Here is a 24,316-nt window from a genome sequence, read left to right as displayed (position 1 = left end):
CCGACCAGGCACCCACTGCCGGGGTCGTACTCCTCGGACAGGAGCCCGAGGTCGCTGGAGTACACGACGAACAGGTCGAGGAAGTCCTCCTCGATGCGGGCGACCATCCGAGCACGGCGCGCGCTGCTGGAGTCCCTCGTGAGGATCCCCTCCGGAACGTGACTCGCGTCTGATTCGTGGAGGCTGCGAGCCGGTGGCGGCGACCCTCGACGGGTTCGTGCATCGCAGATTCTCCGAGTGCTATTTCTGGCCCACCTTCCAACCCCGCTGGCCGGGCGTATGACCTCGCCGAGGGCGGCTGCCAGATCAGCGAGCCAGGTAGATCGTGTTCGCGGAGGTGGAGCCGGTGTAGAAGTTCGGAAAGCTCACCTCGACCGCGCGCACCGTGGCGAACACTGCCTGGGCGACCGCGCGGAAGCTCTCGTCGGGCGGGTCGTCGGACCATAGCGCGAAGACGCCGCCGGGCAGCAGGTGCCGGGCCAACTCGCGCAGCCCCGGCTCGGTGTAGAAGCGCGCGTTGGTCGAGTCCAGGACGTGGCGCGGTGAGTGGTCGATGTCCAGCAGGATGGCGTGGAAGCGCCGCCCTGGTGCGGTCGCGTCGAAGCCTGAGGCCGACGCGGCTCTGGCGAAGAAGTTTCCGGCGACCAGCTCGGTGCGCGGGTCATCGGTCAGCTCTGTGGCGCCCGGGAGTAGACCGCGTCGCTGCCAGTCGATGACGTCTTCGAGAAGGTCCACGACCGTCAGCGATCGCACCCGGGCGTCAGCCAGTGCGGTCCGCGCGGTGTAGCCCAGCCCCAAGCCGCCGACGACGACGTCGATGGCCGGTTCGTCGAGTTCGGCCAACGCGAGGCGGGCCAGCTCCTCCTCGGCCGCGGTGAACAGGCTGGACATCAGGAACTCGTCGCCGAGCTTGACCTCGTAGACGTCGACGCCGAGGCTCGGCTCCACCCGGCGGCGCAGGCTCAGCTCGCCGATCGGGGTCGACCGCCATGCGAGCTCCTCGAAGCGGGGCCTTGTTGTCACGCGCGATCTCCCTTGCCAAGTCGTGCTGACCACGGCGCTTGGCTACGTGGCTTGGGGGTGAGGCGTCCTTGAAGGCGGTGTGGCCGCGGTGGTGAGTGTAGTGATGAAGGAAGTCGGGGAAGGCGGCGGCGTGTTCGGCCTCACTGAGGTCGGGGCGGACGTAGGGCCGCCCGAAGCATGGTGCGGCTGCAATCGCTCCACCTTGGTCAGCGCGGCGGAAAAGGTCCGCATCTGCGCCGCGGGTGGTATGTCAAAGAATGTTCTTAATGGCGATGGCGCGCGACGTTACTCAGGGTGGTCGAGCGCATCCCCCTGCCAACTGAGGTCGGCGTCGGAGGGGACGGGGAGCACCTCCAGGCCGGGCGTGTGTACGAGTTCCTCGACCAGCACCCGGGTGCCTGCCACGAGCGTGGAGTCGAAGTCGATCTCGGTGGCCAGCACCCACGCGTGGTCATCGGGCCAGATAATGCTGGGCGACTGCGCCCAGATCGCTTCGTCGATCCATGGCGCCCGGTCGGTCCATCGGACGTCCACGAAGTCCGCTGCGCCGGCCTCGAACAGCACATAGCTGCGTCCCGTGCCGCCGTGCAGGTCGAACCGCGGCCCCGTGGCCACCTCGCGCGACAGGATCCCGGTGCCCGGCTTGGCATGCCTCAGCGATGCGCCGAAGCGGTACCCCAGCGCGTCGCGAACCCTGGCCCCTACTTGGCGCGCGGTCACCGCCAGCCGTCGCAGACCTGAGGAGGCCAGCACCAGCTGCATGCGCGCCCCCGCACTCATCAGCCCGCCCCAGCCCTCCCATACTGCGGCGACGCCAGCGGTCGGAGTCGTGGTGTGCTCAGTCAGCACCGTTGCGGCCACGGAGAGTGCGGCGGCGTCAAGGCAGCCCTCCTGCGGCGGGAAGTAGCGCCAGCCGTCCAGACCGACCACGTCGTCCGCCGGACCGGGCGCCTGCCGGACCAGTCGGGCGAACTGGGCCTCGGGGTGCATCGTCGTGCCGAAGGACGCCGCGGTGGCCGCCCAGCTGGTCCACTGGTCCTCGATCGCGTGCTCGAGGTTTCGCACGCACTGGAAGTGCGTCGCCTGGTCGACCCCGTGCCACGTCCTGGTGTCGCGGGGTCGGTCACGCTGGACGGGGTGGAACACCCGCGCGTACGCCTCGAAGCCGGCGGGCACCACCGACAGGATGCTGCCGAAGGGCTCAGACTCCATGGGCCGCAGCCACTCGCCCCGCGAGATGTCGGGGACCCACGCGAACGGTTCAGGCATAGGGCAGCCTGCCACTACCCCTGGAGTTGGCGCGGCCGTGAAGCCACAGCAGGGCGGACGGCACCCTTCGAGGGGTCAGTCCTGTCGACGTCCTGAGTGGTCGCCCATGCCGTCTCTCACCGCGGGCCGTACCACCCAGTAAGTCACGTAAGCCCCAGACTCCAAGTGCGGCACGCTGAGAACGATTCACGAGAAGGGGTCCATTGGGAGCACACCTCACTGCCGCAAGTGCATTTCTGACTCTTTGTTCGACCATAGCCCGACCGACGCTCCCGTGCGGCCAGCCACACGCATGACATCGCCTCCGCCAAGAGCACCGACTGTTCCCGCAGCTGGCTAGAGGCGGGACGCGCCGAGAGGATCCCCGGTCGGGCGCAGCCCCGTGGCTGGCTTCGAGGGAACTGGCTTGCCGGCGTCCCGTGAAAGTGTCCGTTGCGGGACGCCGGCAGGGGGGTTCAAGCTCGTGCCGGCGCGACGGCGAGCTCGGCCTTGGCTGCCAATCGTTGGCGCTGGATGGCGCGGTAGACGGTAGAGCGACCGACGCCGAACAGTTCGGCGACCTCGAGAGTGCTGTACTCGCCGCTGTGCACCAGCGACACCAGGTGGGCTTCCTGCTTACGGCTGAGTTTGGGCTGTCTACCCTTCAGTCGACCCTTGGCCTTCGCGACCTTCATGCCCTCGACCGTGCGCAGCCGGATCAGGTCGGACTCGAACTCGGCAACCATGGCGAGCACGTTGAAAAGCAGACGGCCAACTGCGTCGGTCGGGTCGTAGATGGACCCGCCGAGCGAGAGGCTCACCTGTCGAGCGGTCAACTCATCAGCGATCGCCCGCGCATCCGGCAGGGACCGGGCCAGACGGTCGAGCTTCGTGACCACCAGGGTGTCCCCAGCACGACATGCGGCCAGGGCCTCACGCAGGCCGGGGCGTTCCCGGTTGGTGCCGGTCAGGCCGTGATCGACGTAGATGCGTTCGCTCTCCACGCCCAGGATGAGCAGGGCGTCGCGCTGAGCGGTGAGGTCTTGCTGATCGGTAGAACATCGGGCGTATCCGACACGTAGTGCGCCCATGGCGCACCTCCCGAAGGGATCGGCCCGGCCGCGCCACCGCTTCAGTGGTCGGCTCGAGCACCGGGCAGAACCCGGCACCACCAGCGACTACCTCTCCTTCTCCGGGCGCAAGTGCTCGGTGCTCAAGTGCCTGCCCCCAATGGGTGCTTCCGATGATCGCCCATTCGACTTACGAGATGGTCTTCATGGTGAGCGCGGAGCAGATCCGCCAGTGGGGTCAAGACGTTGAAGCGGGTCAAGACAACCTCGCTGAGGTGATCGGGACGCTGGTCGACGTTGGAGTCGATGCGCGTCGAGCCCGTGGACTGCTCACTGCGGCCGGCGTCGTCATCGAGCCGGTCCTGGAGGAGGACGCTGAGCTGGCGGGAGCCATGCGGTCACTGGACATGAGACAAGAACCCCTCGCTGGGCGATAGGTGCTGTCTCACGCTGACGGTCCGCAGCACCCCGGCTGAAGTCCTGACTGCCGATCGGGCATGGGCCGATCTCGACCTCCCACTACGCGTACGGCTCATCCGATGAACACGGGTCCGGCAATGACCGCGCACCACGGCCGTGGCAAGCCGCTACTCGGTCGCGTCGTCGCCCAGCTCGACGAGGTGACCGGCGATCGCCGTCACCAGCCGCGGGTCCCGGCCTCACCCTTGAACGGGCCGACCACACGGCGGGTGCACCAGCCGCCGTAGAACCCTCCGGCCTGCGGCCGGACCGGTTCGCCGTCAACGGTGCACAGGGTCATTCGGCCCGGGTAGAACGCGACGTACCCGACCAGCGTCTGGTACCCGGGAGAGGGCTCGGGGTAGGTCCAGGCACCGGCCGGCGCCACCACCCTCGCTCCGGTCTCATCGCGGCCGACGACGTCCGCGTACGTGGCGCGCCCCTTGAACTCACACACGGTGGTCGGCGCGGCCGCAGCGACGAGGGCACCGTCGGTGATGTCGGCGACCGGCAGGTAGTAGGTCGGCGGGTGGGACGTCTCCAGCACCCGCAGGGCACGTCGGGTGTCGGCGACGACGGTCGTCCCGAGCAGCACCCGAACATGCTCCGCAGTCGGCTGCACGACGGGTGGGCGGGGGTAGTCCCACACCGACTCCTGACCCGGCCCGGGTGGGACGGCGACCTGCCCGCCCGGGGGTGGCGTGCGGGGACTCCAGTCCGGGCGGTCACTGTGCGTCATGCATCGACAGTAGACCGGGGCGCCGCGAGCGTGATGACAGACGATGCCCAGTCATTGCCCCCGGCGGCTGCTGGTGCTCCCCCCGCGGACGGGCGGGCAGGACCTCCGGGCAAGGTACGGGAGCGAGCCTGTCGCCGCCCGCCATCCTGCGCCGGGCTCGCCGCGGCGCGCCGGTCGCGGGAGGATCACAGTCATGTCCGCCGAGACGCGTGAACTGGCGATGTTCCCGCTCGGCTCCGTGCTGCTGCCCGGCATGCCGTTGCCGCTGCGAGTCTTCGAGCCTCGCTACATCGCGATGCTCGCCTCGGTGCTCGGGGAACCCGAGCGCGAGTTCGGCGTGGTCCTGATCGAGCGCGGCTCGGAGGTCGGCGGCGGCGACGCCCGGTTCGAGGTGGGCACAGTGGCACGCATCCAGTCGGTCGAGATCGACGAGGGCTCGATCAGGCTGCTCGCGACGGGTGCGACACGGTTCGAGGTCGTCCGCTGGCTCCAGGATGACCCGTTCCCACGTGCCGAGGTACGCGAGCTCGAGACGTTGGCACTCGACCCACCTGCCGTGTCGATGCTCGCCGAGGCCGAGGCGCTGGTGCGCGCGACCTTGACCAGAGCGAGCGAGTTCGTCGAGCTCCCGTGGCCGCCTGACATAGAGCTCTCCGCAGAGCCGGCGAGACGCATCTGGCAGGTCGCCGGTATCGCACCGCTCGGCCCGCTGGATCACTACGCGCTGCTGCGCTCGGCGACCGCGGCGGAGCTGCTGACCACGCTGGTGGACGAGACGCGGGCCGTGGATCTCCGCTTCACCGCGGGGTGGCCGGACCAGCCGCCCGGCGACGGGGACCTGTCACCGTGAGTCGCCGGAACGGACCACCGTGCGCCGAGCAGCGGTTCGGAGCGGAAGCCTGAAAGACGCCTGGCGGAGCAAAGCGGATAGGCGGAGCCAGGCATCGCTCGCTCGTGAGCCGTGAGCGATCGGCTCACCAAGGCCGGACGGGCCTCAGTGGTGCGCCCGGCCGCGTCGCCGCTCGTACATCCGGGCGAGCTTCTCGATGAGGGCGAGGGCGTGGGGGGTGAGGAGGATGCTGAGGGCCGCGGTGGTGCAGATGCCGAGCGCGGCTCCGGCGAGGGTGTCGTGTGGGAGGTGGACACCGTCGACAACCCGGGAGGCCGCAGTCGCAATGGCGGCCAGGTAGGCGCTCCATGCCCAGGCACTGGCGCTCAGCAGGACGAGGGCGGTGGCCAGTGAGAAGGCGATCGTCGAGTGGTTGCTGGGGAAGGACCAGTTCCCGGCGCCGGGGCACTGGGGGTCGGGTAGAACCGCGCGGCACGGTCGTTCCCGAGCGAGCACCACTTTGAGTGCTTCGCTGGTCCCGTAGGCGAGCAGGACGCCGACACCGCTGGCGACGGCGGTGGCAATGCGTTCCCGCGCGCGGCGGAGGCGCCACGTCTGCAGCGCAACGGCCGACGTGAGGGCGACCACCAGGACGTCGGCCACCTGGTCAGGCCACTCGACGCGGGTGTGCGCGACGGCGAGGTACAGGCGGGTGGACGGCGCGGTGAGCAGCAGGGCGGCTGTGACCAGCACGAGCCCGGTGGCCCACCACGCGGCGGCGTGCAGGAGCGGACGCGGTGCCGCAGGCCGCTCGGCGCCGGCGGTCACAGCTGCAGGACGGCCATGGCGATGAGGAAGTAGATCACCAGGCCGGTGGCGTCGACGAACGTCGTGATGAACGGGTTGGAGAACACCGCCGGATCGGCCCGGACGACCCGGGCCACCAACGGCATCACACCGCCGACGGCGGCGGCCATCGTGCAGATGCTGAGCAGCGTCAGCCCGACCACGGCCCCGATGGGTGCGCCGTAGGCCAAGGTGGCGAACACCAGACCCACCGTTCCGAGCAGCAGTCCGAGACTGAGGCCCACGCGGACCTCCCGAGCCAGGACCCGGAAGATGTCCCTCGGCCTGACGTCCTCCAGGGCCAGGGCGCGGGTGATGGTGGTGGCGGCCTGGTTCCCTGCGTTGCCTCCTGTGCCGATGAGCAGGGGGATGAACAGGGAGAGCACCACCATCTGCTCGAGCGTCTCCTCGAAGACCTCCAGCACCTGCACGGTGAGCGTCGCCCCGACTGCCAGCACGAGCAGCCACACCACCCGGGAGCGCACGATCGAGCCCACCGGCGTCGACAGGTAGGGCCGGCGCAGGGGCTCGGACCCGCCGATACGCGCCTGGTCCTCCGAGTCCGCCTCCTCCAGGACCCACAGGGCGTCATCGACCGTGAGGATGCCCACGAGACGCCGCTCGGCGTCCACGATCGGCAGCGCGAGCAGTCTCTGCTCCGCGCAGCGCCGAGCCGCGGTCTCCGCGTCCTCGGTGACCAGCGCCGAGTGAGGTTCCTGCATGAGGTCGGCCACCGGGGTGTCGGAGGCCGCCCCCAGGAGGTCTCGCAGACTGACGACACCCACCAGCCGCCGCTGCCCGTCGAGCACCGGCAGGGTGTAGACCGTCTCCGCGTCCGCCAGCCTGGCCCGTACCCGGTCCAGGCTCTCGCCGGCAGTGAGGTGGGGGTGGGTGGTGACGTACTCCGGGCTCATCCGGCGACCGATCGAACCGTGCGGGTATCCCAGCACGGCGGCAGTGAGGTCACGCTCGGCCCGGGGCAGTCCGTGGAGCAGGCGGGTGGCCACCGAGGCCGGCAGCTCATCGAGCAGGCTCACCCGGTCATCGGGGTCCATCGCGGCGAACACCGCGGCGACGTCCTCGTCTTGCAGCCCCTGGACCAGGTCCCCCTGGAGGGTCGCGTCCAGCCCCTCGAAGACCTCCAGCGCCCTGTCCTTGGGAAGCAACCGGTAGACCAGCGCCCGCTCCTTGAGGCTCAACCGTTCCAGCGCGGGGATGATCTCGCTGGTCGACATCTCGGCCAGGACGGCGATGAGAGCCGGGAGGTCCTGGGCCGACAGCGCGTCCTCGAGGTCGGCGCAGTCGTCGGCGGTGGTGCTGTCCTTCACGGTGCTGGCCTCTTCCCCGAGTCGGTCACGTCCTGTCGTCGCTCGCCGCAGTCGGCAGCCACTGCCGCCCAGGCACACGCCGGTGGCCTCGATGTGTGCGGGCCCACCGCGCGGAGGCGATGACTGCCATCGACGATAGGCCACGGCTCTGGCGAGGACCTCGTCAGGTCTCGGTCACCGGTCGCGCGCCACCACGGTGTTCGACGCCTGCGCCCGGGGCCGCAGGACCATGAGGTCGACGTTGACGTGGTGCGGCCGGCCCAGGGTCCACGCGATCGCGTCGGCGACGTCCTCGGCGAGGAGCGGCTCGGCGACGCCCTCGTAGACCTTCGCCGCGGCTGCCTCGTCACCGAGCCGGTTGAGGGAGAACTCCTCGGTGCGGACCATGCCCGGCGCGATCTCGATGACGCGCACCGGCTGGCCGACGAGCTCGAGCCGCAGCGTCGTCGCGATGACCCGCTCGGCGTGCTTGGCGGCGACGTAGCCGCCGCCGCCCGGGTACGTGCCGTGGGCCGCCGTCGACGTCACGACGAGGACGTCCCCGGCCCCGGAGTCGCGCAGGTCCGGCAGCAGCGCCTGCGTGAGCCGCAGCGTCGACAGGACGTTCATCTCGTACATGACGCGCCAGTCCTCCACGCTGCCCGTCTCGACCGGGTCCGCGCCGCGAGCGCCGCCGGCGTTGTTGACGAGCGCGTGGAGCGGACCGCCCGAGCGCACGGACGCGACGAGAGCCGCGACGTCGTCCTCGTCCGTGAGGTCCGCGGCGACGGCGACGGCACCGGTCTCCTCGGCGAGCGCGGCGAGCCGGTCCGCGCGGCGGGCCGTCGCGACGACGTCCCACCCCTCGGCGCGCAGGCGCCGCACGGTCGCGGCGCCGATCCCGCTGGAGGCACCGGTGACGAGGGCGCGGCGGACGGGGGTGGGCGACGTGGTGTCCATGCCCCCATGGTGCCTGGCCGCGCGGGCGGCACGGCGTGGATACTGGGGCGCGTTCGCAGACGGCAGCGGGAGGCAGCATGACCATCGGGTTCATCGGGGCGGGCACCATGGCCGGCGCCATCGTGCGCGGCGTGACCGCGGCGGGCGTCGTCCCGGGCGGGGACGTGCTCCTCTACGACGTCAACGAGTCCGCGGCCCGGCGCCTCGCCGACGACGTCGGCGCCTCCGTGGCGGACTCGGCGGAGGCGGTCGTCGCGAGCAGCGACATCGTCGTGCTCGCCGTCAAGCCGCAGGTGCTGCCCGCCGTCCTGGGCGATCTGGCGTCCGCCGTCGTCGCGCGCCGCCCGGTCCTCGTGTCGATCGCCGCCGGGATCACGCTCTCCGCCCTGGACGCCCTGCTGCCCGGGGGTGACGTGCCGGTCGTGCGGGTCATGCCCAACGTCAACGCGATGATCGGCGCGGGCATGGCGGCCCTGTGCGGGAACGAGGCGGCAGGTGAGGCCGACGTCGCCCGCGTCGAGGAGATCTTCGCGGCCGTCGGCGGCACGGTCGTCCTCGCCGAGAAGGACTTCGCCACCTACACCGCGATCGCCGGCTCCTCCCCCGCCTTCGTCTTCACCTTCATCGACGCCCTCGCCCGCGGCGCGGTGCGCGACGGCATGCCCAAGGCCCTCGCCACCCGGATCGCCGCGCAGGCCGTGCTCGGCAGCGCCCGCATGGTCCTCGAGCGGGCCGAGGACGGCGTCAGCCCGGCCGACCTCGTCGACATGGTGTGCTCCCCCGGCGGGACGACCATCGCCGGGATCGTCGCGATGGAGGAGGCCGGCTTCACCCCCGCCGTCGTGCGCGGCGTGCGGGCGGTCGTCGACCGGGACCGCGCGCTCGCCGACTGAGCGCCCCGCTCTCCCCGCGCCGACCAGCGGTTTCGGCGCTAGCGTCCCCGTGACCGGACGACGAGGAGAGGCAATGAGCGACAGCGGCAGCACGATGAACGGACGCATCCTCGGCATCAGCCTGGCGGCGGCCATGGGTGGTTTCCTCTTCGGCTTCGACACCGCCGTCATCAACGGCGCGATCGACGCGATGAGCGAGGACTTCGGCATCAGCGGCTTCCTCCAGGGCTTCGCGGTCTCCTCCGCGCTGCTCGGCTGCGTGCTCGGCGCGTGGCTCGCCGGGCCGCTGGCCGCCCGGCAGGGGCGGGTGCGCGTGATGATCATCGCCGCGGCGCTCTTCGCGGTCTCCGCGATCGGCTCCGGCCTCGCCTTCGGCACCTGGGACCTCATCGCCTGGCGCGCGCTCGGGGGCCTCGGCGTCGGCGCGGCCTCCGTCATCGCCCCCGCCTACATCGCCGAGGTCTCCCCCGCGGACGTCCGCGGGCGCCTCGGGTCCCTGCAGCAGCTCGCGATCGTCCTCGGCATCTTCGCCGCCCTCCTCTCGGACGCCTTCCTCGCCGACGTCGCGGGCGGCGCCGCCGAGGAGCTGTGGCTGGGCCAGGAGGCGTGGCGCTGGATGTTCATGGCCGAGGCGGTCCCGGCGACGATCTACGGGCTGCTCGCCCTCACCATCCCCGAGTCACCGCGCTACCTCGTCGACCAGGACCGCGAGGAGGAGGCCGCGGAGGTCCTCACGAAGTACACCGGCGTCAGGGACACCGCCGCGAAGATCAAGGAGATCCACCAGTCCCTCACGCGCGAGGCCCGAGAGAACCTCGGCGACCTGCGCGGGGCGTCCATGGGCCTCAAGCCGATCGTGTGGGTCGGCATCGCGCTCGCCGTGTTCCAGCAGTTCGTCGGGATCAACGTCATCTTCTACTACTCGACGACGCTGTGGCGCTCGGTCGGCTTCGAGGAGAGCCAGGCCCTGACGACGTCGGTCATCACGTCGGTGACGAACGTCCTCGTCACGATCGTCGCGATCCTCCTCGTCGACAAGGTGGGCCGTCGTCCGCTCCTCATCGGCGGCTCGGTCGGCATGGCGGTGACGCTCGGGACGCTCGCCGTCGCCTTCTCCCAGGCCCAGGGCACCGGCGAGGACGTCAGCCTCCCCCAGCCCTGGGGCACCGTCGCGCTCGTCGCCGCGAACCTCTTCGTCGTGTCCTTCGGCGCGACCTGGGGACCGATCATGTGGGTGATGCTCGGGGAGATGTTCCCGAACAAGATCCGCGCCACGGCCGTCTCGGTCGCCTCCGCCGTCAACTGGCTGGCGAACTTCACCGTCTCCACGACCTTCCCCACCCTCTCCGAGATCAGCCTCAGCCTCGCCTACGGGCTCTACGCCACCTTCGCCTTCCTCTCCCTGCTCTTCGTCCTGTGGAAGGTGCCCGAGACCAAGGGCCGCGAGCTCGAGGACATGACCGACGACGCACGGCAGAGCAAGGCCCGCACCTAGCCCCTCCGTCGCGGGGGCGAGCCGAGGCGTAGGCTTGCCGCGGACCCCGGGCCACGCCCGGTGGCGGGCCTCGACCTTGGGCCCACGGTCCGCGCGCGGCGCTGTGACTGCGCAGAGCTCATCCGTACCCCGCTCTGGAGTCCCGCGTGCCCCTGCCCCGCCGTGCCGCCGTCCTCGGCGCACTCGCCCTCGTCCTCACCGCCTGCTCCGCCGCGCCCGCCGACGACGCCACGACCGACGACGACGGCGGGAGCGCTGCGCCGTCGTCGTCCGCGGCCGGGTTCCCGGTGACCGTGGCGAGCTGCGGGACCGAGACCACCCTCGACGCCCCGCCCGAGCGGATCGTCACGATCAAGTCCTCGGCCACGGAGATGGTCATCGCGCTCGGCGCGGGTGACCGGCTCGTGGGGACTGCCTTCTCCGACGGCCCGCTGCCCGACGGCGTGACCGAGCCCCCCGTCCTCGCCGAGCGCAACCCCTCCCGCGAGTCCGTGCTCGACCTCGCCCCCGACCTTGTCTACGCCGGGTGGGAGTCCAACCTCTCCGACGACGGCGCCGGCGAGCGGGCGGGCTACGAGGAGCTCGGCGTCTCGACCTTTGTCTCCCCCTCCGCCTGCCAGGACCCGGCCCACCAGCCGGAGCAGCTGGGGTTCGAGGACGTCTTCGCCGAGATCGAGACGGTCGGGCGGCTCCTCGGCGCGCCGGAGGAGGCGGCGAGCCTCGTCGCCGAGCAGCGGGCGGCGCTCGACGCCGTCACGCCCACCGGTGAGGGGCTGAGCGCGCTGTGGTACTCCTCGGGCTCCGACACGCCCTTCGTCGGTGCCGGGGCCGGGGCACCGCAGATGATCATGAGCGCGGCCGGGCTGACGAACATCGCCGCGGACGTCGCGGACACGTGGACCTCGCTGTCGTGGGAGGTCGTGGCGGACCGCGACCCGGACGTCCTGGTGCTCGTCGACTCCGCGTGGAACACCGCCGAGCACAAGATCGAGGTGCTCGAGTCCAACCCGGTGACCGCGGCCATGCCCGCGGTCCAGGAGAAGCGCTTCCTCACGGTCCCCTTCCCGGCGACGGAGGCCGGCGTGCGCAACGTCGACGCCGTCGTCGAGCTCACCCGGCAGATCGACGAGCTCTCGCCGTGACCGACCTCGACCGCCGCGCGCCGGCCACCGACGCTCCGGCCCCGCGGGCCGGGGCCGGCCGGCCGCGACGGCTCGCGCTGGCCGGCCTGCTCGTCGGCCTGGTCGCGCTGCTCCTCCTCGCGATGAGCTGGGCGGTGACCGTGGGGCCGGCGTCGATCACGGTGGGACAGGTGTGGGGCTCGGCATGGCACCACGTGTGCTCGGCCCTCGCCCCGGGCGCGGTCACCTGCGCCGGCGACCCGCTCACCGCGATCCAGGACGCCATCGTGTGGCAGGGACGCGGGGCGCGGGTGGTCGCGGCGGCCAGCGTCGGGGCGGGGCTCGCCGTCGCCGGCACGGTCATGCAGGCCGTCGTGCGCAACCCGCTGGCCGACCCCTACCTCCTCGGCGTCTCCTCCGGTGCCTCCCTCGGGGCGGTCGCCGTCCTCGTGCTCGGGATGACGGTGCTCCTGCCGGTCGCCGCGTTCGCGGGGGCGGTCGGGGCGCTCGTCCTCACGCTGCTGCTCGCCGCGGGGCGCGGCGGTGGGCTGCCGCCCGTGCGCACCGTGCTGGCCGGCGTCGCGGTCGGGCAGGCGTGCTCGGCGCTCGTCAGCTTCGTCATCTTCTGGTCCGCGACGGGCGACTCCTACCGGGAGATCCTGTCCTGGCTGCTCGGCTCCTTCGGGGGCATCACCTGGGGCGAGGCGGCGCTCGCCGTCGGTGGCACGGTGGTCCTCGGTGGCCTGCTCGCGTCACGCGCGCGGGTGCTGGACGCCTTCGCGTTCGGCGACGTCTCGGCGTCCGCGCTCGGCGTCCACGTGAGGCGCGAGCGCTGGCTGCTCCTCGTCGTCGTCACGCTCCTCACCGCCGTCCTCGTCTCGGTGTGCGGGTCGATCGGCTTCGTCGGGCTCGTCGTCCCCCACGCCGTCCGGCTCGTGCTCGGCTCGCGCAACCACCGGGTCATGCCGGTCGCCGCGCTCGTCGGGGCACTGTTCCTCCTCCTCGCCGACACCGCGGCCCGCACGGTCTTCGAGCCGCGTGAGCTGCCGGTCGGGATCCTCACCGCCGCCATCGGTGCCCCGGTCTTCGCGGTCCTCCTGCGCCGGAGCCGGCTGTGAGCGGGTCCGCGCGGACCGGGACCCGCACCGAGGCGCTGACGCTCACCGTCGGCGGGGTCGGTGTGAGCCTGGGTGGGGCCAAGGTCCTGCGCGAGGTGGCCGCCCAGCTGCCGCCCGGTGAGGTGAGCGCCGTCGTCGGGCCCAACGGGTCGGGGAAGTCGACGCTGCTGCGGCTGCTCGTGGGGGCGCTCGAGCCGGACCACGGCACGGTCCTCCTCGACGGCCGCGAGCTCGCCGGGCTGTCCCGTCGTGCCCGCGCGCGCGAGCTCGCGCTGGTCGAGCAGGACTCGAGCGCGCCGGTGTCCCTCGACGTCCTCGACGTCGTCCTCCTCGGGCGCACCCCGCACCGCCCCACCTGGTCCGCGGACTCGCGCGACGACGTCGCCCTCGCCCGTGAGGCGCTCGGGCGCACCGGTGCCGCGCACCTCGAGGGCCGGGACGTCGCCACGCTGTCCGGCGGCGAGCGCCAGCGCGTCCACCTGGCGCGGGCGCTCGCGCAGACGCCACGGCTCCTCCTGCTGGACGAGCCGACCAACCATCTCGACGTCGGCGCCCAGCTCGACGTGCTCCACCTCGCGGGAGGGCTCGCGGCCACGGGTGTCACGGTGCTCACCGCACTGCACGACCTCAACCACGCGCTGCAGCACTGCGCCCACGTCGTCGTGCTCGACGCCGGGCGGGTCGTGACGGCGGGCCCGCCGCGCGAGGTCCTCACCGAGGAGCTCGTCTCCCGCGTCTACGGGGTGCGCGCCGAGCGGGTCACCGTCCGCGGCCAGGACCTCCTCCTCTACACCCGCGCCTGACGCCGACCGGATCGCGTCACGAGCACGGCCCTGGAGGGGTGACCCGCGGGGAAGCTCCGGCGCTACGCCCGTCCGTCGGCGCGGCCGCGGGCGTAGGCCTCGGCGGAGCCCTCACGGAAGAGGTCGTCGGCCGCGGAGCGGGCGAGCACGCGGGCACCGTCCCCGTCCGCCACCGTGACGAGGTGTGCCAGGCCGCGCACGACGGCCACCGGGCGGCCGTCGGCCTTGCCCTTGACCAGCTCGGCGGCCGCGGCGATCTCGTCGGCGGCGGCGATCGTCGTCATCCGCAGCTCGCGGCCGTACCCGTCGCGCCGTCCCCGGTGGTCCTGCAGCACGACGACGCCGGCGGCACCGATCGCGATGTCCGCGACGCCCTCGCGCCACGGCCGCCCGACGGTGTCGGTGACGACCACGCCCGGCCGCACCCCCAGGCGGGCGTCCAGGCCCCGGCGCAGGCGCCGCGCCGACTCGTCCGGGTCCTCCGGCAGGAGCAGCGCGGTGCCCAGCGGCACGTCGGAGGCGTCGACGCCCGCGGCGGCCATGACCAGCCCCTGCGGCGTCTCGACGATCCGCAGCGTCGACCCGTCCGGCCGCGGCCGCTCGGCCACCACCCGCACGGTCTGGGCGGCGATGGCCGCCTCCAGCTCCTCACGAGTCCGGGCGGCGACGAGCCGCCGCTCCGCCTTGGCCACGACCTTGCTCGCGACGACGACGACGTCCCCCTCGGCGACCCCGACGCTCCCGTCGGGCCAGACGAGCTCCCGGAGCGCGGGTGCGACGACGGCGGCGAGGTCGTCCCCGCCGGTGACCGGAGGCAGGCCCTCGACGGCCTGGGCGAGCAGCATCAGCGGCTCAGCTTGGGCAGCACGTCGCGGCCGAAGACCTCGACCCACTCACGCTGGTTGCGCCCGACGTTGTGGAGGTAGATGCGGTCGAAGCCGAGGTCGACGTACTTCTGGATCTCGGCGCGGTGGACGTCGGGGTCGGCGGAGATGACCATCCGGCCCTCGAAGTCTTCGGGGCGCACGAGCTTGGCCATGGCGGCGAAGTCGAAGGGCGAGCGGATGTCGGCCTTGGGGAACTTCATCCCGCCGTTGGGCCACTGGTCGAGCGCGTTCGCGAGCGCCTCCTCGTCGGTGGGCGCCCACGACATGTGGAGCTGGAGGATCTTCGGCATGGCCTCGGGGTCGCGGCCGACCTCCCGGGCGCCGGAGGCGAACTTGTCGAAGAGACCGGAGATCTTCTCCAGCGGCGCACCGACGGTGATGAGGCCGTCGGCGTGCTTGCCGGCGCGGCGGGCGGTGACCGGGCCGCCGGTGGCGACGTAGATGGGCGGTGCCTCCTCCGGCATCGTCCACAGCCGGGTCGACTCGAGCTTGTAGAACGTGCCCGAGTGCTTGGTGTCCTTGCCGGCGAGGGAGGCGGTGAAGAGCTTGCGGATGATCTCGATGGCCTCGAACATCCGGTTGATGCGCTCGGGCGCCTCGGGCCAGTAGCCGGCGGTGACGTGCTCGTTGAGCGCCTCCCCCGAGCCCAGGCCGAGCCAGTGACGCCCCGGGTACATCGCCGCGAGCGTGGCCGAGGCCTGCGCGACCATCGCCGGGTGCCAGCGGAAGGTCGGGGCGGTGACACCGGGCCCGATGTCCCCGCGGGTGCGCTCCCCCAGCGCCGACAGGACGTTCCACACGAACGCGGCCTGGCCCTGCGACGGCGTCCACGGCTGGAAGTGGTCGGCGGCCATGACGCCGGAGAAGCCGTGCTCCTCGGCCAGGGCGCTGATCTCCACCACCTCGGTGGGGTGGAACTGCTCAAGCGCCGCCGCGTACCCGATCGTGAGGTCCATGGGACCAGTCTGTCAGGTGTGACGGACCGCTCGCCCGCCCGCACCCCCTTGGACGGATGAGCCCACTGCCCCGCGGCCGTGGAACAATCGGGTCCCATGACCGACGCGCACGACCCCACCCCCGCCGCCCCGCTGTCCACCTCGTCCGTCCCGGACAAGGTCAGCCTCGACGGCCTGGAGGAGAGGTGGGACGCGCGCTGGGCCGAGCAGGGCACCTACGCCTTCGACCGCACCGCCACCCGCGAGCAGGTCTACTCGATCGACACCCCGCCGCCCACGGTCTCCGGCTCCCTCCACGTGGGCCACGTCTTCTCCTACACGCACACCGACGTCGTCGCCCGCTACCAGCGGATGACCGGCAAGCACGTCTTCTACCCCATGGGCTGGGACGACAACGGCCTGCCCACCGAGCGCCGCGTCCAGAACTACTACGGCGTGCGGGTGGACCCCACGCTCCCCTACGTCCCGGACTTCGTGCCCCCGCACGACGGCGGCGAGGGCAAGAGCGTCAAGGCCGCGGACCAGCAGCCCATCTCCCGTCGCAACTTCGTCGAGCTGTGCGAGCGCCTCACCCAGGAGGACGAGAAGCAGTTCGAGGCGCTGTGGCGCCACCTGGGCCTCAGCGTGGACTGGTCGCTGCACTACCAGACCATCGGGCGCGAGTCCCAGCTCGTCGCGCAGGCCGCGTTCCTGCGCAACCTCGCGCGCGGCGAGGCCTACCAGGCCGCCGCCCCGGGGCTGTGGGACGTCACCTTCCAGACCGCCGTCGCCCAGGCCGAGCTCGAGGCCCGCGACTACCCCGGCCACTACCACCGGGTCGCCTTCCACCTCACCGACCCGGCCGCCGGCGCCGGGCTCGAGCAGGTGACGGACGGCAAGGTCCACATCGAGACGACGCGCCCCGAGCTGTTGCCCGCCGTCGTCGCCCTCATCGCCCACCCCGACGACGAGCGCTACCAGGCGCTGTTCGGCACCACGGTGCGCTCCCCCCTGTTCGGGGTCGAGATCCCCGTCCTCGCCCACCCGGCCGCCGAGATGGACAAGGGCGCCGGCATCGCGATGTGCTGCACCTTCGGCGACCTCACCGACGTCCAGTGGTGGCGCGAGCTCGACCTGCCCACCCGCCCGGTCATCCGCCGCGACGGCCGTCTCCTGGCCGAGGCGCCGGAGTGGGTCGAGCAGTCCGCCGCCCTCGAGCTGTGGGAGCAGTCCCTCGCCGGCAAGACGACCTTCTCCGCCCGCAAGGAGATCGTCGACGCGCTGCGCGCCAGCGGCGACCTCGACGGCGAGCCGGTCGCGACCCAGCGCAAGACGAACTTCTTCGAGAAGGGCGACAAGCCGCTCGAGATCGTCACCTCCCGCCAGTGGTACATCCGCAACGGCGGCCGTCCCGGCACCGACTCCCAGGGGCGTGACCTGCGCGAGGCGCTCCTCGAGCGCGGCCGCGAGCTCGCTTTCCACCCCGACTTCATGCGGGTGCGCTACACCAACTGGGTCGAGGGCCTCAACAGCGACTGGCTCATCTCCCGCCAGCGCTTCTTCGGCGTCCCGATCCCCGTCTGGTACGGCGTCGACGAGGACGGTGAGCCCGACTACGGGCGCGTGCTCACGCCGTCGGAGGACGTGCTGCCGGTCGACCCGAGCATCGACGTGCCCGCCGGCTACACCGAGGACCAGCGCGGCAAGCCCGGGGGCTTCGTCGGCGAGGTCGACATCATGGACACGTGGGCGACGTCCTCGCTCACGCCGCAGATCGCCGGCGGGTGGCTGCGCGACGAGGACCTGTTCTCCCGCGTCTTCCCCATGGACCTGCGCCCGCAGGGCCAGGACATCATCCGCACGTGGCTCTTCGCGACGACGGTCCGGGCCCACCTCGAGTTCGACTCGCTGCCGTGGCGCGACGCCGCCATCTCCGGGTGGATCCTCGACCCGGACCGCAAGAAGATGTCCAAGTCCAAGGGCAACGTCGTCACGCCCCTCGGTCTCCTCCAGGAGCACGGCGCCGACGCCGTCCGCTACTGGGCGGCATCGGCCCGCCTCGGCACGGACGCGGCCTTCGACACCGGCCAGATGAAGATCGGCCGCCGCCTGGCGATCAAGGTCCTCAACGCCTCGAAGTTCGCGCTCACCATGGGCGGGGACACCCCGGCGAGCCTCGACGTCGCCGCGGTCACCGAGCCGCTGGACCGCGCGCTCCTCGCGGGGCTGGCGGACGTCGTCGAGAGCGCGACGACGGCGCTCGAGCGCTACGACCACACCCGCGCGCTGGAGCTGACCGAGACGTTCTTCTGGACGTTCTGCGACGACTACCTCGAGCTCGTCAAGGACCGCGCCTACGGCTCGACCGCGGCGGGGTACACGCCCACCGAGGTCGCCTCGGCCCGCACGGCGCTGGCGGTGACCACCGACGTCGTCCTGCGGCTGCTCGCTCCGTTCCTCCCGTTCGCGACCGAGGAGGTGTGGAGCTGGTGGCGCAGCGGATCGGTGCACGCGGCGCCGTGGCCCTCGGCCGCGCCGCTGCGGCAGGCCGTGACGGACGCCGACCCCGCTCTCCTCCACGCCACCGGCAAGGCCCTCGCGGCGCTGCGCAAGGTGAAGTCCGAGGCCAAGGTGTCCCAGCGGACGACCTTCGCGCGGGTGCGCCTGGAGCTGCCCGCCTCCGACGTCGACCGCATCGGCCACGCGCTCGCCGACCTGCGCGCCGCGGGCCGGGTGCGCGGCGACCTCGAGGTGATGGGGCGGACCGACCTCGAGGACGCCGTCGTCGGCGCCCACGAGCTCGACGAGCCGCCGGCCAAGACGCGCTGAGCGGGGAGAAGCGATGAACCAGCAGCGTCCCGAGGCGAGCACGCCCGGGGTCGGGCGGCTCGAGCCGCACATGTCCCTGCCCCGGGTGCTGGCCGACCGCCTCGCCCGTGATCCCGCCGGGGTGATCTTCGAGCGCAAGTCCTCGCTGGGCACCGAGTTCGTGCCGGTGAGCGTGCAGACCTTCGCCGAGGAGGTCACCGCCGTCGCCAAGGGCCTCATCGGGCTGGGCGTGGAGGCCGGTGACCGCGTGGCGATCATGGCGCACACGAGCTACGAGTGGTCGCTGCTCGACTTCGCGGCGTGGTGCGCCGGTGCGGTCCCCGTGCCGATCTACGAGACGTCCTCCGCCGACCAGGCCGAGTGGATCGTGTCGGACTCCGGCGCGCGGCTCGTCTTCGCCGAGACCCGCGGGATGGCCGCGCTCCTCCAGCCGCTCGTCGGCCGGCTCGAGCACCTCGAGCAGGTGCTCGTGCTGGACGAGAACGCCGTGGAGACCGTCATCGGCCACGGCGCGGACGTCCCCGCCGAGCGGGTCGCCGAGCGCTCCGACGCCACCGACATGTCGAGCCTCGCGACGATCATCTACACCTCGGGCACCACCGGGCGGCCCAAGGGCGTCGAGCTCACCCACGGCAACTTCGTCACGCTCGTCGTCAACGGCAGCGACGACCCGAACTTCTCCGGCGTCGTGCGCGGCGCCGACAAGCGCACCCTGGTCTTCATGCCCCTCGCCCACGTCTTCGCGCGGTTCGTCGAGGTGCTGTGCGTGTACTCCGGCGCGACGATGGGCCACGTCCCGGACGCGAAGAACCTCGTCGCCGACCTCGACGCGTTCCAGCCGACCTTCCTCCTCGCCGTCCCGCGCGTCTTCGAGAAGGTCTACAACTCGGCCGACGCGAAGGCCGGCTCCGGCGCCAAGCAGCGCATCTTCCGGTGGGGCGCGAAGGTCGCCATCACCTACTCCCGGGCCCTGGAGTCCGACGGCGGGCCGTCGGCCGCGCTCAAGGCGCAGCGCGCCCTGGCCGACCGGCTGGTCTACGGCAAGATCCGCGCCGCCATGGGCGGGAACCTCGCCTGGGCGATCTCCGGCGGCGGGCCCCTCGGTGAGCGGCTCGGGCACTTCTTCCGCGGCATCGGCGTCGGCGTGCTCGAGGGCTACGGCCTCACCGAGGTGGGCGCCCCCACCACCGTCAACCGGCCCGGCCTCACGAAGATCGGCACCGTCGGCCCGCCCTACCCGGGCACCCGCGTGGCGATCGCCGAGGACGGGCAGGTGCTCGTCAAGGGCGACCATGTCTTCCGCGGTTACCACGACAACCCCGAGGCGACGGCGCAGGCCTTCACCGAGGACGGCTGGTTCATCACCGGTGACCTCGGGCAGCTCGACTCCGACGGCTACCTGCGCATCACCGGCCGCAAGAAGGAGATCATCGTGACGGCCGGCGGCAAGAACGTCGCCCCGGCGGTGCTCGAGGACCGGCTGCGGGGCCACCCGCTGGTCTCCCAGGTCGTCGTCGTCGGGGACGGGCGTCCGTTCATCGGCGCGCTCGTGACCCTCGACGAGGACATGCTGCCCGGGTGGCTGGCCAACCACGACCTGCCCGCGATGAACGTCGAGCAGGCCGCGACCGACGAGCGGGTGCTCGCCGCCCTCGACCGCGCCGTCACCCGCGCCAACGAGGCCGTCTCGCGTGCGGAGTCGATCCGCAAGATCACCGTTCTCACGACCGACTTCACGATGGAGAACGGCTACCTCACCCCCAGCCAGAAGGTGAAGCGCGCCAAGGTCCTGGACGACTTCGAGCGGGAGATCAACACCATCTACGGCACCTGACGCCGCCCCCGCCCACACTTCCCCCCGCCCCAACTTCGCAATTGGTCGGTCTGCTGACGCTTTCGGCGCCGCTGCCGTCGGTCACTCGACCAATTGCGAAGTTGGGGGGGGGGTTACTCGGCCTGGCGCTGCTCTGCGGTGGCCTCGTGGTGGCGGATGACCTCCTGGACGATGAAGGTCAGGAACTTCTCGGCGAAGACCGGGTCGAGGCCGGCGACCTCGGCGAGGGCGCGCAGACGCTGGATCTGCTCCGCCTCGCGGCCCGGGTCCGAGGCCGGCAGGCCGAGGTCGGCCTTGATGTGCCCCACCCGCTGGGTGCACTTGAAGCGCTCGGCGAGCAGGTGGATGAGGGCGGCGTCGATGTTGTCGATCGTGCCGCGGGCACTGGCCAGCTCGCCGGGGATGGTCTCGCTCATGGCCCGATCCTAGGACGTGTCCCTAGGCCGGCCGGGCACGTCTCACGCACGACGGCGCCCCACCGGGCCTGCCGGTGGGGCGCCGTCGTCGTCTGTCAGGAGCGGGCGCTGTCCCCGCTCACCTTGTACGCGTGCTCGCTCGGGGTCGAGGCGTCACGCCACCGCAGCAGGGCACCGACGCCGTCGACGAGCTCGGCGGCCGCCTCGTCGACGATCGTGATGCCTGCCGCCTGCTCCGCGGCAGCGCGCCCGATCGCGAGGTCGGCACGCACCTCCCGCGGGGCGCTCACCCCCAGGTCGGCGACGAGAGCCTCGGTCGTGGCGATCTCGAGCGCCCCGTCCCCCGACCACAGGCTGCGCAGGCGCAGCTGGGAGTTCCGGCCGACCGTGTCCTCGCGCAGGATGAGCTCGGCGACCTGGCCGCGTGCGAGGGCCGCGACGACGTCGTCGACGCTCTGGGTCGCCGTCCCGTCCCGGCCCTCCTCCTGGCGGAAGCGGTCGAGCACCTCCTCGCGACGACGCGCCCGGAAGATCTCCAGCGCCTCGTGCAGGTTGCGCTCGAAAGCCTGCTCGTTGACGCCCGCGGCGCGGGAGCCGCCCTCGAGCACCGTGGCGATGGCCGCGGACTCGGCCCCCAGCCGCTCGCGCACGAGCGCCACGGCCCGCACGTCGCCCGTGAGGAGCAGCAGCTCGGGCCGGCGCTCGGTGACGATCCGCTCGAGCTCGACGGCGACGGTCTCCGCGTTTCGCTCCCAGGAGTCCTCGGCGCGGGCCTGCAGGCGGCGGGTCGCCATCCCGGCGCGGCGCACCTTGTTGATGACGTCCTGGTCGCCCTCGACGCTGCCCAGCTCGTCACCGGCCTCGTACTCGACGGCGGAGTGGCGCTGCAGGGTGAGATCGGCCCCCGTGCGGTCGATCTCAGCGAGCAGGTAGCCGACCGTGCCGTCCGCGACCTTGGCCAGCGCCACGACGTCGAGGCCCACGACCCCGGTGTCGTCCGACGGCGGTTCGGGCAGCACCCGGTCGACGACGACGCCGTCCGGCCCCGCCACGATCGTGCGCCCGTGCTTGCCGGGAACGTGGGTGGGGACGCGCACCTGTTCCTCGACGTGGTCGAGGGTGCTGGCGCTGACGCCTCGGCCCTCCAGCGTGCGGCGTAGATCGCGCCAGCGGGTGAGCACGGCCTGGTAGCCGTTCTCCGACTCGCGCGTGGCGTCGAACGTGACGGTGACGACGTCGTCGCCACTGGGAACCTGGCTCGTGAGCCAATCGATCTGCATGTGACAGCACCTCACTCGTCTCGCGTGCAGTGCTGTCTACTGTGGTCCACGAAACGCGGGGGCGCACCTCGCGGGCAGTGGCTCAGGCGCTCTTCTCGCGAGGCGGACGGCGCTTCTTCTCCCGCGGGACGAGGGTGGGGTTGACGTTCTGCTGGACGACCTCGGCCGTGATGACGACCTTCTCGACGTCGTCGCGGCTGGGGACGTCGAACATGGTCTCGCGGAGGATCTCCTCCATGATGGCGCGCAGACCGCGGGCGCCGGTCCCCCGCAGGAGCGCGAGGTCCGCGATCGCCTCGAGGGCGTCCTCGGTGAACTCCAGCTCCACGCCGTCGATCTCGAACATGCGCTGGTACTGGCGTACTAGGGCGTTGCGCGGCTCGGTGAGGATCTTGATGAGCGCGTCCCGGTCGAGCGGGGAGACGGTCGTGACGATCGGGAGGCGGCCGACGAACTCGGGGATGAGCCCGAACTTGTGGAGGTCGGCGGGCCGCACCTCGGAGAAGGGGTCGACGTCGGTGTCCGTGGAGCGCAGGGTCGCACCGAAGCCGATGCCGCTGCGGCCGATGCGGGAGGTGATGATGTCCTCCAGGCCCGCGAAGGCACCCGCCACGATGAACAGGACGTTCGACGTGTCGATCTGGAGGAACTCCTGGTGGGGGTGCTTGCGCCCGCCCTGGGGCGGCACCGAGGCCTGGGTGCCCTCGATGATCTTGAGCAGCGCCTGCTGCACGCCCTCACCGGACACGTCGCGGGTGATCGACGGGTTCTCGCTCTTGCGGGCGATCTTGTCGATCTCGTCGATGTAGATGATCCCCTTCTCGGCCTTCTTGACGTCGAAGTCCGCGGCCTGGATCAGCTTGAGGAGGATGTTCTCGACGTCCTCACCGACATAACCCGCCTCGGTCAGCGCCGTGGCGTCGGCGATCGCGAAGGGGACGTTGAGCATCTTCGCGAGCGTCTGGGCGAGGTAGGTCTTGCCGGTGCCGGTCGGGCCGATGAGGAGGATGTTCGACTTGGCCAGCTCGACGGCGTCGTCGGCGGCGGGGGTCTTCTCGGTGGCCTGGACCCGCTTGTAGTGGTTGTAGACGGCGACGGCGAGCGAGCGCTTGGCGGGCCCCTGGCCGACGACGTACTGCTCGAGGAAGTCGAAGATCGCTCGCGGCTTGGGCAGGTCGACCAGGCCGAGCTCACTGGCCTCGGCGAACTCCTCGTCGATGATCTCGTTGCACAGGTCGATGCACTCGTCGCAGATGTACACCCCCGGACCGGCGATGAGCTTCTTCACCTGCTTCTGGCTCTTGCCACAAAAGGAGCACTTGAGCAGGTCAGTACCCTCCGCACTCCGCGCCATGCTCACTCCTCTTCACCGATGGGGTCACCGTCCATTGGACACCATGACCGGCCCGCGTGTCTTGTCACCGGGCCGTGGTGTGTCGGGCGATACGTGGACGCGGCCCGGCACGGGTCCGCCGGCCGGGCGACTGCCCGGCCGGCGGAGGTGGCTCACGCGGTGATCGCGGGGGCCTGCGCCTTGCGGGACTCGAGGACCTGGTCAACCAGGCCGTACTCGAGCGCCTCGGCGGCCGTGAGGATCTTGTCGCGCTCGACGTCCTCGCGCACCTGCTCGACCGGCTTGCCCGAGTGGTGGGCGATGGTCTCCTCGAGCCACTCACGCATCCGCAGGATCTCGCGGGCCTGGATCTCGATGTCCGAGGCCTGGCCGTAGCCCCCGCCCTGGACCGCCGGCTGGTGGATCATCACGCGCGAGTTCGGCAGCGCCAGCCGCTTGCCGGGCGAGCCGGCCGCGAGCAGGACGGCCGCGGCCGAGGCCGCCTGGCCGAGGCACACCGTCTGGATCTGCGGCTTGATGAACTGCATCGTGTCGTAGATCGCGGTGAGCGCCGTGAAGGAGCCACCGGGCGAGTTGATGTACAGGGTGATGAGGCCGTCCGGGTCCGAGCTCTCCAGGACGAGGAGCTGGGCCATGACGTCGTCGGCCGACGCGTCGTCGATCTGCACGCCGAGGAAGATGATGCGGTCCTCGAAGAGCTTGGTGTAGGGGTCCTGCCGCTTGTACCCGTACGCGGTGCGCTCCTCGTACTGGGGCAGCACGTACCGCGCGGACGGCGCGGCCGGTGCGAGGCCTCCGGCGAGGGCGGAGCCGTCGAGGCGTCCGGCGCGGGCCATGAACTGGGATTCGATGCTCACTGGTGCTCCTGGG

The 24,316-nt window shown here is 71.8% G+C and carries 21 protein-coding genes; 8 read left to right on the top strand and 13 right to left on the bottom strand.

The genetic code is table 11. The annotated features are described in order from the left end of the window. Positions 1 to 306: 306 nt before the first annotated feature. From GD632_RS15195 to GD632_RS15180, 4 genes are all read right to left on the bottom strand, one after another. A complete protein-coding gene (locus GD632_RS15195; RefSeq protein ID WP_152193058.1) occupies positions 307 to 1,023 on the bottom strand; it encodes a spermidine synthase in 717 nt (238 codons plus the stop codon). Between the two features lie 285 nt (positions 1,024 to 1,308). Further along, positions 1,309 to 2,292: a hypothetical protein gene (locus GD632_RS15190; protein ID WP_152193057.1), complete on the bottom strand. Its 984-nt coding sequence runs from the start codon at positions 2,290 to 2,292 to the stop codon at positions 1,309 to 1,311. A gap of 455 nt (positions 2,293 to 2,747) precedes the next feature. Then, complete coding sequence (locus GD632_RS15185) at positions 2,748 to 3,362, bottom strand: recombinase family protein (RefSeq protein ID WP_152193056.1); 615 nt, start codon at positions 3,360 to 3,362, stop codon at positions 2,748 to 2,750. A gap of 616 nt (positions 3,363 to 3,978) precedes the next feature. Beyond that, positions 3,979 to 4,539, bottom strand: a complete 561-nt coding sequence (locus GD632_RS15180) for a DUF427 domain-containing protein (protein WP_152193055.1) — start codon at positions 4,537 to 4,539, stop codon at positions 3,979 to 3,981. Positions 4,540 to 4,732: 193 nt separating this feature from the next. On the opposite strand from GD632_RS15180, the gene GD632_RS15175 reads away from it, so the two are divergent. Then, the gene (locus GD632_RS15175; protein WP_226924916.1) at positions 4,733 to 5,389 is read left to right on the top strand and encodes an LON peptidase substrate-binding domain-containing protein; all 657 of its coding nucleotides are present in this window, start codon (positions 4,733 to 4,735) and stop codon (positions 5,387 to 5,389) included. Positions 5,390 to 5,533: 144 nt separating this feature from the next. Here the strand turns inward: GD632_RS15175 and GD632_RS15170 are convergent, their stop codons facing one another. The 3 genes from GD632_RS15170 to GD632_RS15160 all read right to left on the bottom strand — a co-directional run bounded on the left by GD632_RS15170 (position 5,534) and on the right by GD632_RS15160 (position 8,481). Beyond that, positions 5,534 to 6,196, bottom strand: a complete 663-nt coding sequence (locus tag GD632_RS15170; RefSeq protein WP_152193054.1) for a phosphatase PAP2 family protein — start codon at positions 6,194 to 6,196, stop codon at positions 5,534 to 5,536. Further along, positions 6,193 to 7,542 (bottom strand): magnesium transporter, encoded by a 1,350-nt coding sequence (mgtE, locus tag GD632_RS15165; RefSeq protein ID WP_226924915.1) that lies wholly within the window; start codon positions 7,540 to 7,542, stop codon positions 6,193 to 6,195. The genes GD632_RS15170 and mgtE overlap by 4 nt, the downstream gene beginning before the upstream one ends. A gap of 174 nt (positions 7,543 to 7,716) precedes the next feature. Beyond that, positions 7,717 to 8,481: an SDR family oxidoreductase gene (locus GD632_RS15160; protein WP_152193053.1), complete on the bottom strand. Its 765-nt coding sequence runs from the start codon at positions 8,479 to 8,481 to the stop codon at positions 7,717 to 7,719. Between the two features lie 77 nt (positions 8,482 to 8,558). On the opposite strand from GD632_RS15160, the gene proC reads away from it, so the two are divergent. The 5 genes from proC (at position 8,559) to GD632_RS15135 (ending at position 13,911) form a co-directional block, all read left to right on the top strand. Continuing rightward, positions 8,559 to 9,374 carry a pyrroline-5-carboxylate reductase gene (gene proC, locus GD632_RS15155; RefSeq protein ID WP_152193052.1) on the top strand — a complete coding sequence of 272 codons (816 nt, stop codon included), beginning with the start codon at positions 8,559 to 8,561 and terminating at the stop codon, positions 9,372 to 9,374. Between the two features lie 73 nt (positions 9,375 to 9,447). Next, positions 9,448 to 10,869, top strand: coding sequence for a sugar porter family MFS transporter (locus GD632_RS15150; protein ID WP_152193051.1), 1,422 nt, complete (start codon positions 9,448 to 9,450; stop codon positions 10,867 to 10,869). A 146-nt stretch (positions 10,870 to 11,015) separates the two neighbouring features. After that, positions 11,016 to 12,011 carry a putative F420-0 ABC transporter substrate-binding protein gene (locus tag GD632_RS15145; RefSeq protein ID WP_152193050.1) on the top strand — a complete coding sequence of 332 codons (996 nt, stop codon included), beginning with the start codon at positions 11,016 to 11,018 and terminating at the stop codon, positions 12,009 to 12,011. Continuing rightward, positions 12,008 to 13,108, top strand: coding sequence for an iron chelate uptake ABC transporter family permease subunit (locus GD632_RS15140; protein ID WP_405002546.1), 1,101 nt, complete (start codon positions 12,008 to 12,010; stop codon positions 13,106 to 13,108). Before GD632_RS15145 ends, GD632_RS15140 begins: the two co-directional genes overlap by 4 nt. Further along, positions 13,105 to 13,911, top strand: coding sequence for an ABC transporter ATP-binding protein (locus GD632_RS15135; protein ID WP_226924914.1), 807 nt, complete (start codon positions 13,105 to 13,107; stop codon positions 13,909 to 13,911). The genes GD632_RS15140 and GD632_RS15135 overlap by 4 nt, the downstream gene beginning before the upstream one ends. A gap of 62 nt (positions 13,912 to 13,973) precedes the next feature. Here GD632_RS15135 and cofE read toward each other — a convergent pair whose 3' ends face one another. Both cofE and GD632_RS15125 read right to left on the bottom strand, forming a co-directional pair. After that, entirely contained in the window at positions 13,974 to 14,756 is a 783-nt protein-coding gene (gene cofE, locus GD632_RS15130) for a coenzyme F420-0:L-glutamate ligase (protein WP_152193049.1), read from the bottom strand. Beyond that, positions 14,756 to 15,754 (bottom strand): TIGR03557 family F420-dependent LLM class oxidoreductase, encoded by a 999-nt coding sequence (locus GD632_RS15125; protein ID WP_152193048.1) that lies wholly within the window; start codon positions 15,752 to 15,754, stop codon positions 14,756 to 14,758. The genes cofE and GD632_RS15125 overlap by 1 nt, the downstream gene beginning before the upstream one ends. Positions 15,755 to 15,850: 96 nt before the next feature. Here GD632_RS15125 and valS point away from each other — a divergent pair, with 96 nt between their 5' ends. After that, positions 15,851 to 18,562, top strand: a complete 2,712-nt coding sequence (gene valS / locus GD632_RS15120) for a valine--tRNA ligase (protein WP_152193047.1) — start codon at positions 15,851 to 15,853, stop codon at positions 18,560 to 18,562. Positions 18,563 to 18,575: 13 nt separating this feature from the next. After that, positions 18,576 to 20,396: an AMP-dependent synthetase/ligase gene (locus GD632_RS15115; protein ID WP_152193046.1), complete on the top strand. Its 1,821-nt coding sequence runs from the start codon at positions 18,576 to 18,578 to the stop codon at positions 20,394 to 20,396. 113 nt (positions 20,397 to 20,509) lie between these two features. Here GD632_RS15115 and GD632_RS15110 read toward each other — a convergent pair whose 3' ends face one another. The 4 genes from GD632_RS15110 to GD632_RS15095 all read right to left on the bottom strand — a co-directional run bounded on the left by GD632_RS15110 (position 20,510) and on the right by GD632_RS15095 (position 24,303). After that, positions 20,510 to 20,812 (bottom strand): chorismate mutase, encoded by a 303-nt coding sequence (locus GD632_RS15110; RefSeq protein ID WP_152193045.1) that lies wholly within the window; start codon positions 20,810 to 20,812, stop codon positions 20,510 to 20,512. A gap of 95 nt (positions 20,813 to 20,907) precedes the next feature. Then, entirely contained in the window at positions 20,908 to 22,092 is a 1,185-nt protein-coding gene (locus GD632_RS15105) for a baeRF2 domain-containing protein (RefSeq protein WP_152193044.1), read from the bottom strand. An 82-nt stretch (positions 22,093 to 22,174) separates the two neighbouring features. Then, positions 22,175 to 23,446 carry an ATP-dependent Clp protease ATP-binding subunit ClpX gene (gene clpX / locus GD632_RS15100; protein ID WP_152193043.1) on the bottom strand — a complete coding sequence of 424 codons (1,272 nt, stop codon included), beginning with the start codon at positions 23,444 to 23,446 and terminating at the stop codon, positions 22,175 to 22,177. Positions 23,447 to 23,598: 152 nt separating this feature from the next. After that, positions 23,599 to 24,303: an ATP-dependent Clp protease proteolytic subunit gene (locus GD632_RS15095; RefSeq protein WP_152193042.1), complete on the bottom strand. Its 705-nt coding sequence runs from the start codon at positions 24,301 to 24,303 to the stop codon at positions 23,599 to 23,601. Positions 24,304 to 24,316 lie beyond the last annotated feature (13 nt).

The organism is Georgenia satyanarayanai, assembly GCF_009193135.1.
GTDB lineage: Bacteria > Actinomycetota > Actinomycetes > Actinomycetales > Actinomycetaceae > Oceanitalea > Oceanitalea satyanarayanai.
The sequence above is the reverse complement of the archived record's forward strand: the minus strand, read 5'-3'. Positions and strand labels throughout refer to the sequence as shown.

Coding starts and splice junctions, on each gene's coding strand:
- GD632_RS15115 (WP_152193046.1), top strand. CDS start 18,576: ATGAACCAGCAGCGTCCCGAGGCGAGCACGCCCGGGGTCGGGCGGCTC.
- GD632_RS15150 (WP_152193051.1), top strand. CDS start 9,448: ATGAGCGACAGCGGCAGCACGATGAACGGACGCATCCTCGGCATCAGC.
- GD632_RS15185 (WP_152193056.1), bottom strand. CDS start 3,362: ATGGGCGCACTACGTGTCGGATACGCCCGATGTTCTACCGATCAGCAA.
- cofE (WP_152193049.1), bottom strand. CDS start 14,756: ATGCTGCTCGCCCAGGCCGTCGAGGGCCTGCCTCCGGTCACCGGCGGG.
- proC (WP_152193052.1), top strand. CDS start 8,559: ATGACCATCGGGTTCATCGGGGCGGGCACCATGGCCGGCGCCATCGTG.
- valS (WP_152193047.1), top strand. CDS start 15,851: ATGACCGACGCGCACGACCCCACCCCCGCCGCCCCGCTGTCCACCTCG.
- GD632_RS15180 (WP_152193055.1), bottom strand. CDS start 4,539: ATGACGCACAGTGACCGCCCGGACTGGAGTCCCCGCACGCCACCCCCG.
- clpX (WP_152193043.1), bottom strand. CDS start 23,446: ATGGCGCGGAGTGCGGAGGGTACTGACCTGCTCAAGTGCTCCTTTTGT.
- GD632_RS15125 (WP_152193048.1), bottom strand. CDS start 15,754: ATGGACCTCACGATCGGGTACGCGGCGGCGCTTGAGCAGTTCCACCCC.
- GD632_RS15110 (WP_152193045.1), bottom strand. CDS start 20,812: ATGAGCGAGACCATCCCCGGCGAGCTGGCCAGTGCCCGCGGCACGATC.
- GD632_RS15190 (WP_152193057.1), bottom strand. CDS start 2,292: ATGCCTGAACCGTTCGCGTGGGTCCCCGACATCTCGCGGGGCGAGTGG.
- GD632_RS15105 (WP_152193044.1), bottom strand. CDS start 22,092: ATGCAGATCGATTGGCTCACGAGCCAGGTTCCCAGTGGCGACGACGTC.
- GD632_RS15160 (WP_152193053.1), bottom strand. CDS start 8,481: ATGGACACCACGTCGCCCACCCCCGTCCGCCGCGCCCTCGTCACCGGT.
- GD632_RS15175 (WP_226924916.1), top strand. CDS start 4,733: ATGTCCGCCGAGACGCGTGAACTGGCGATGTTCCCGCTCGGCTCCGTG.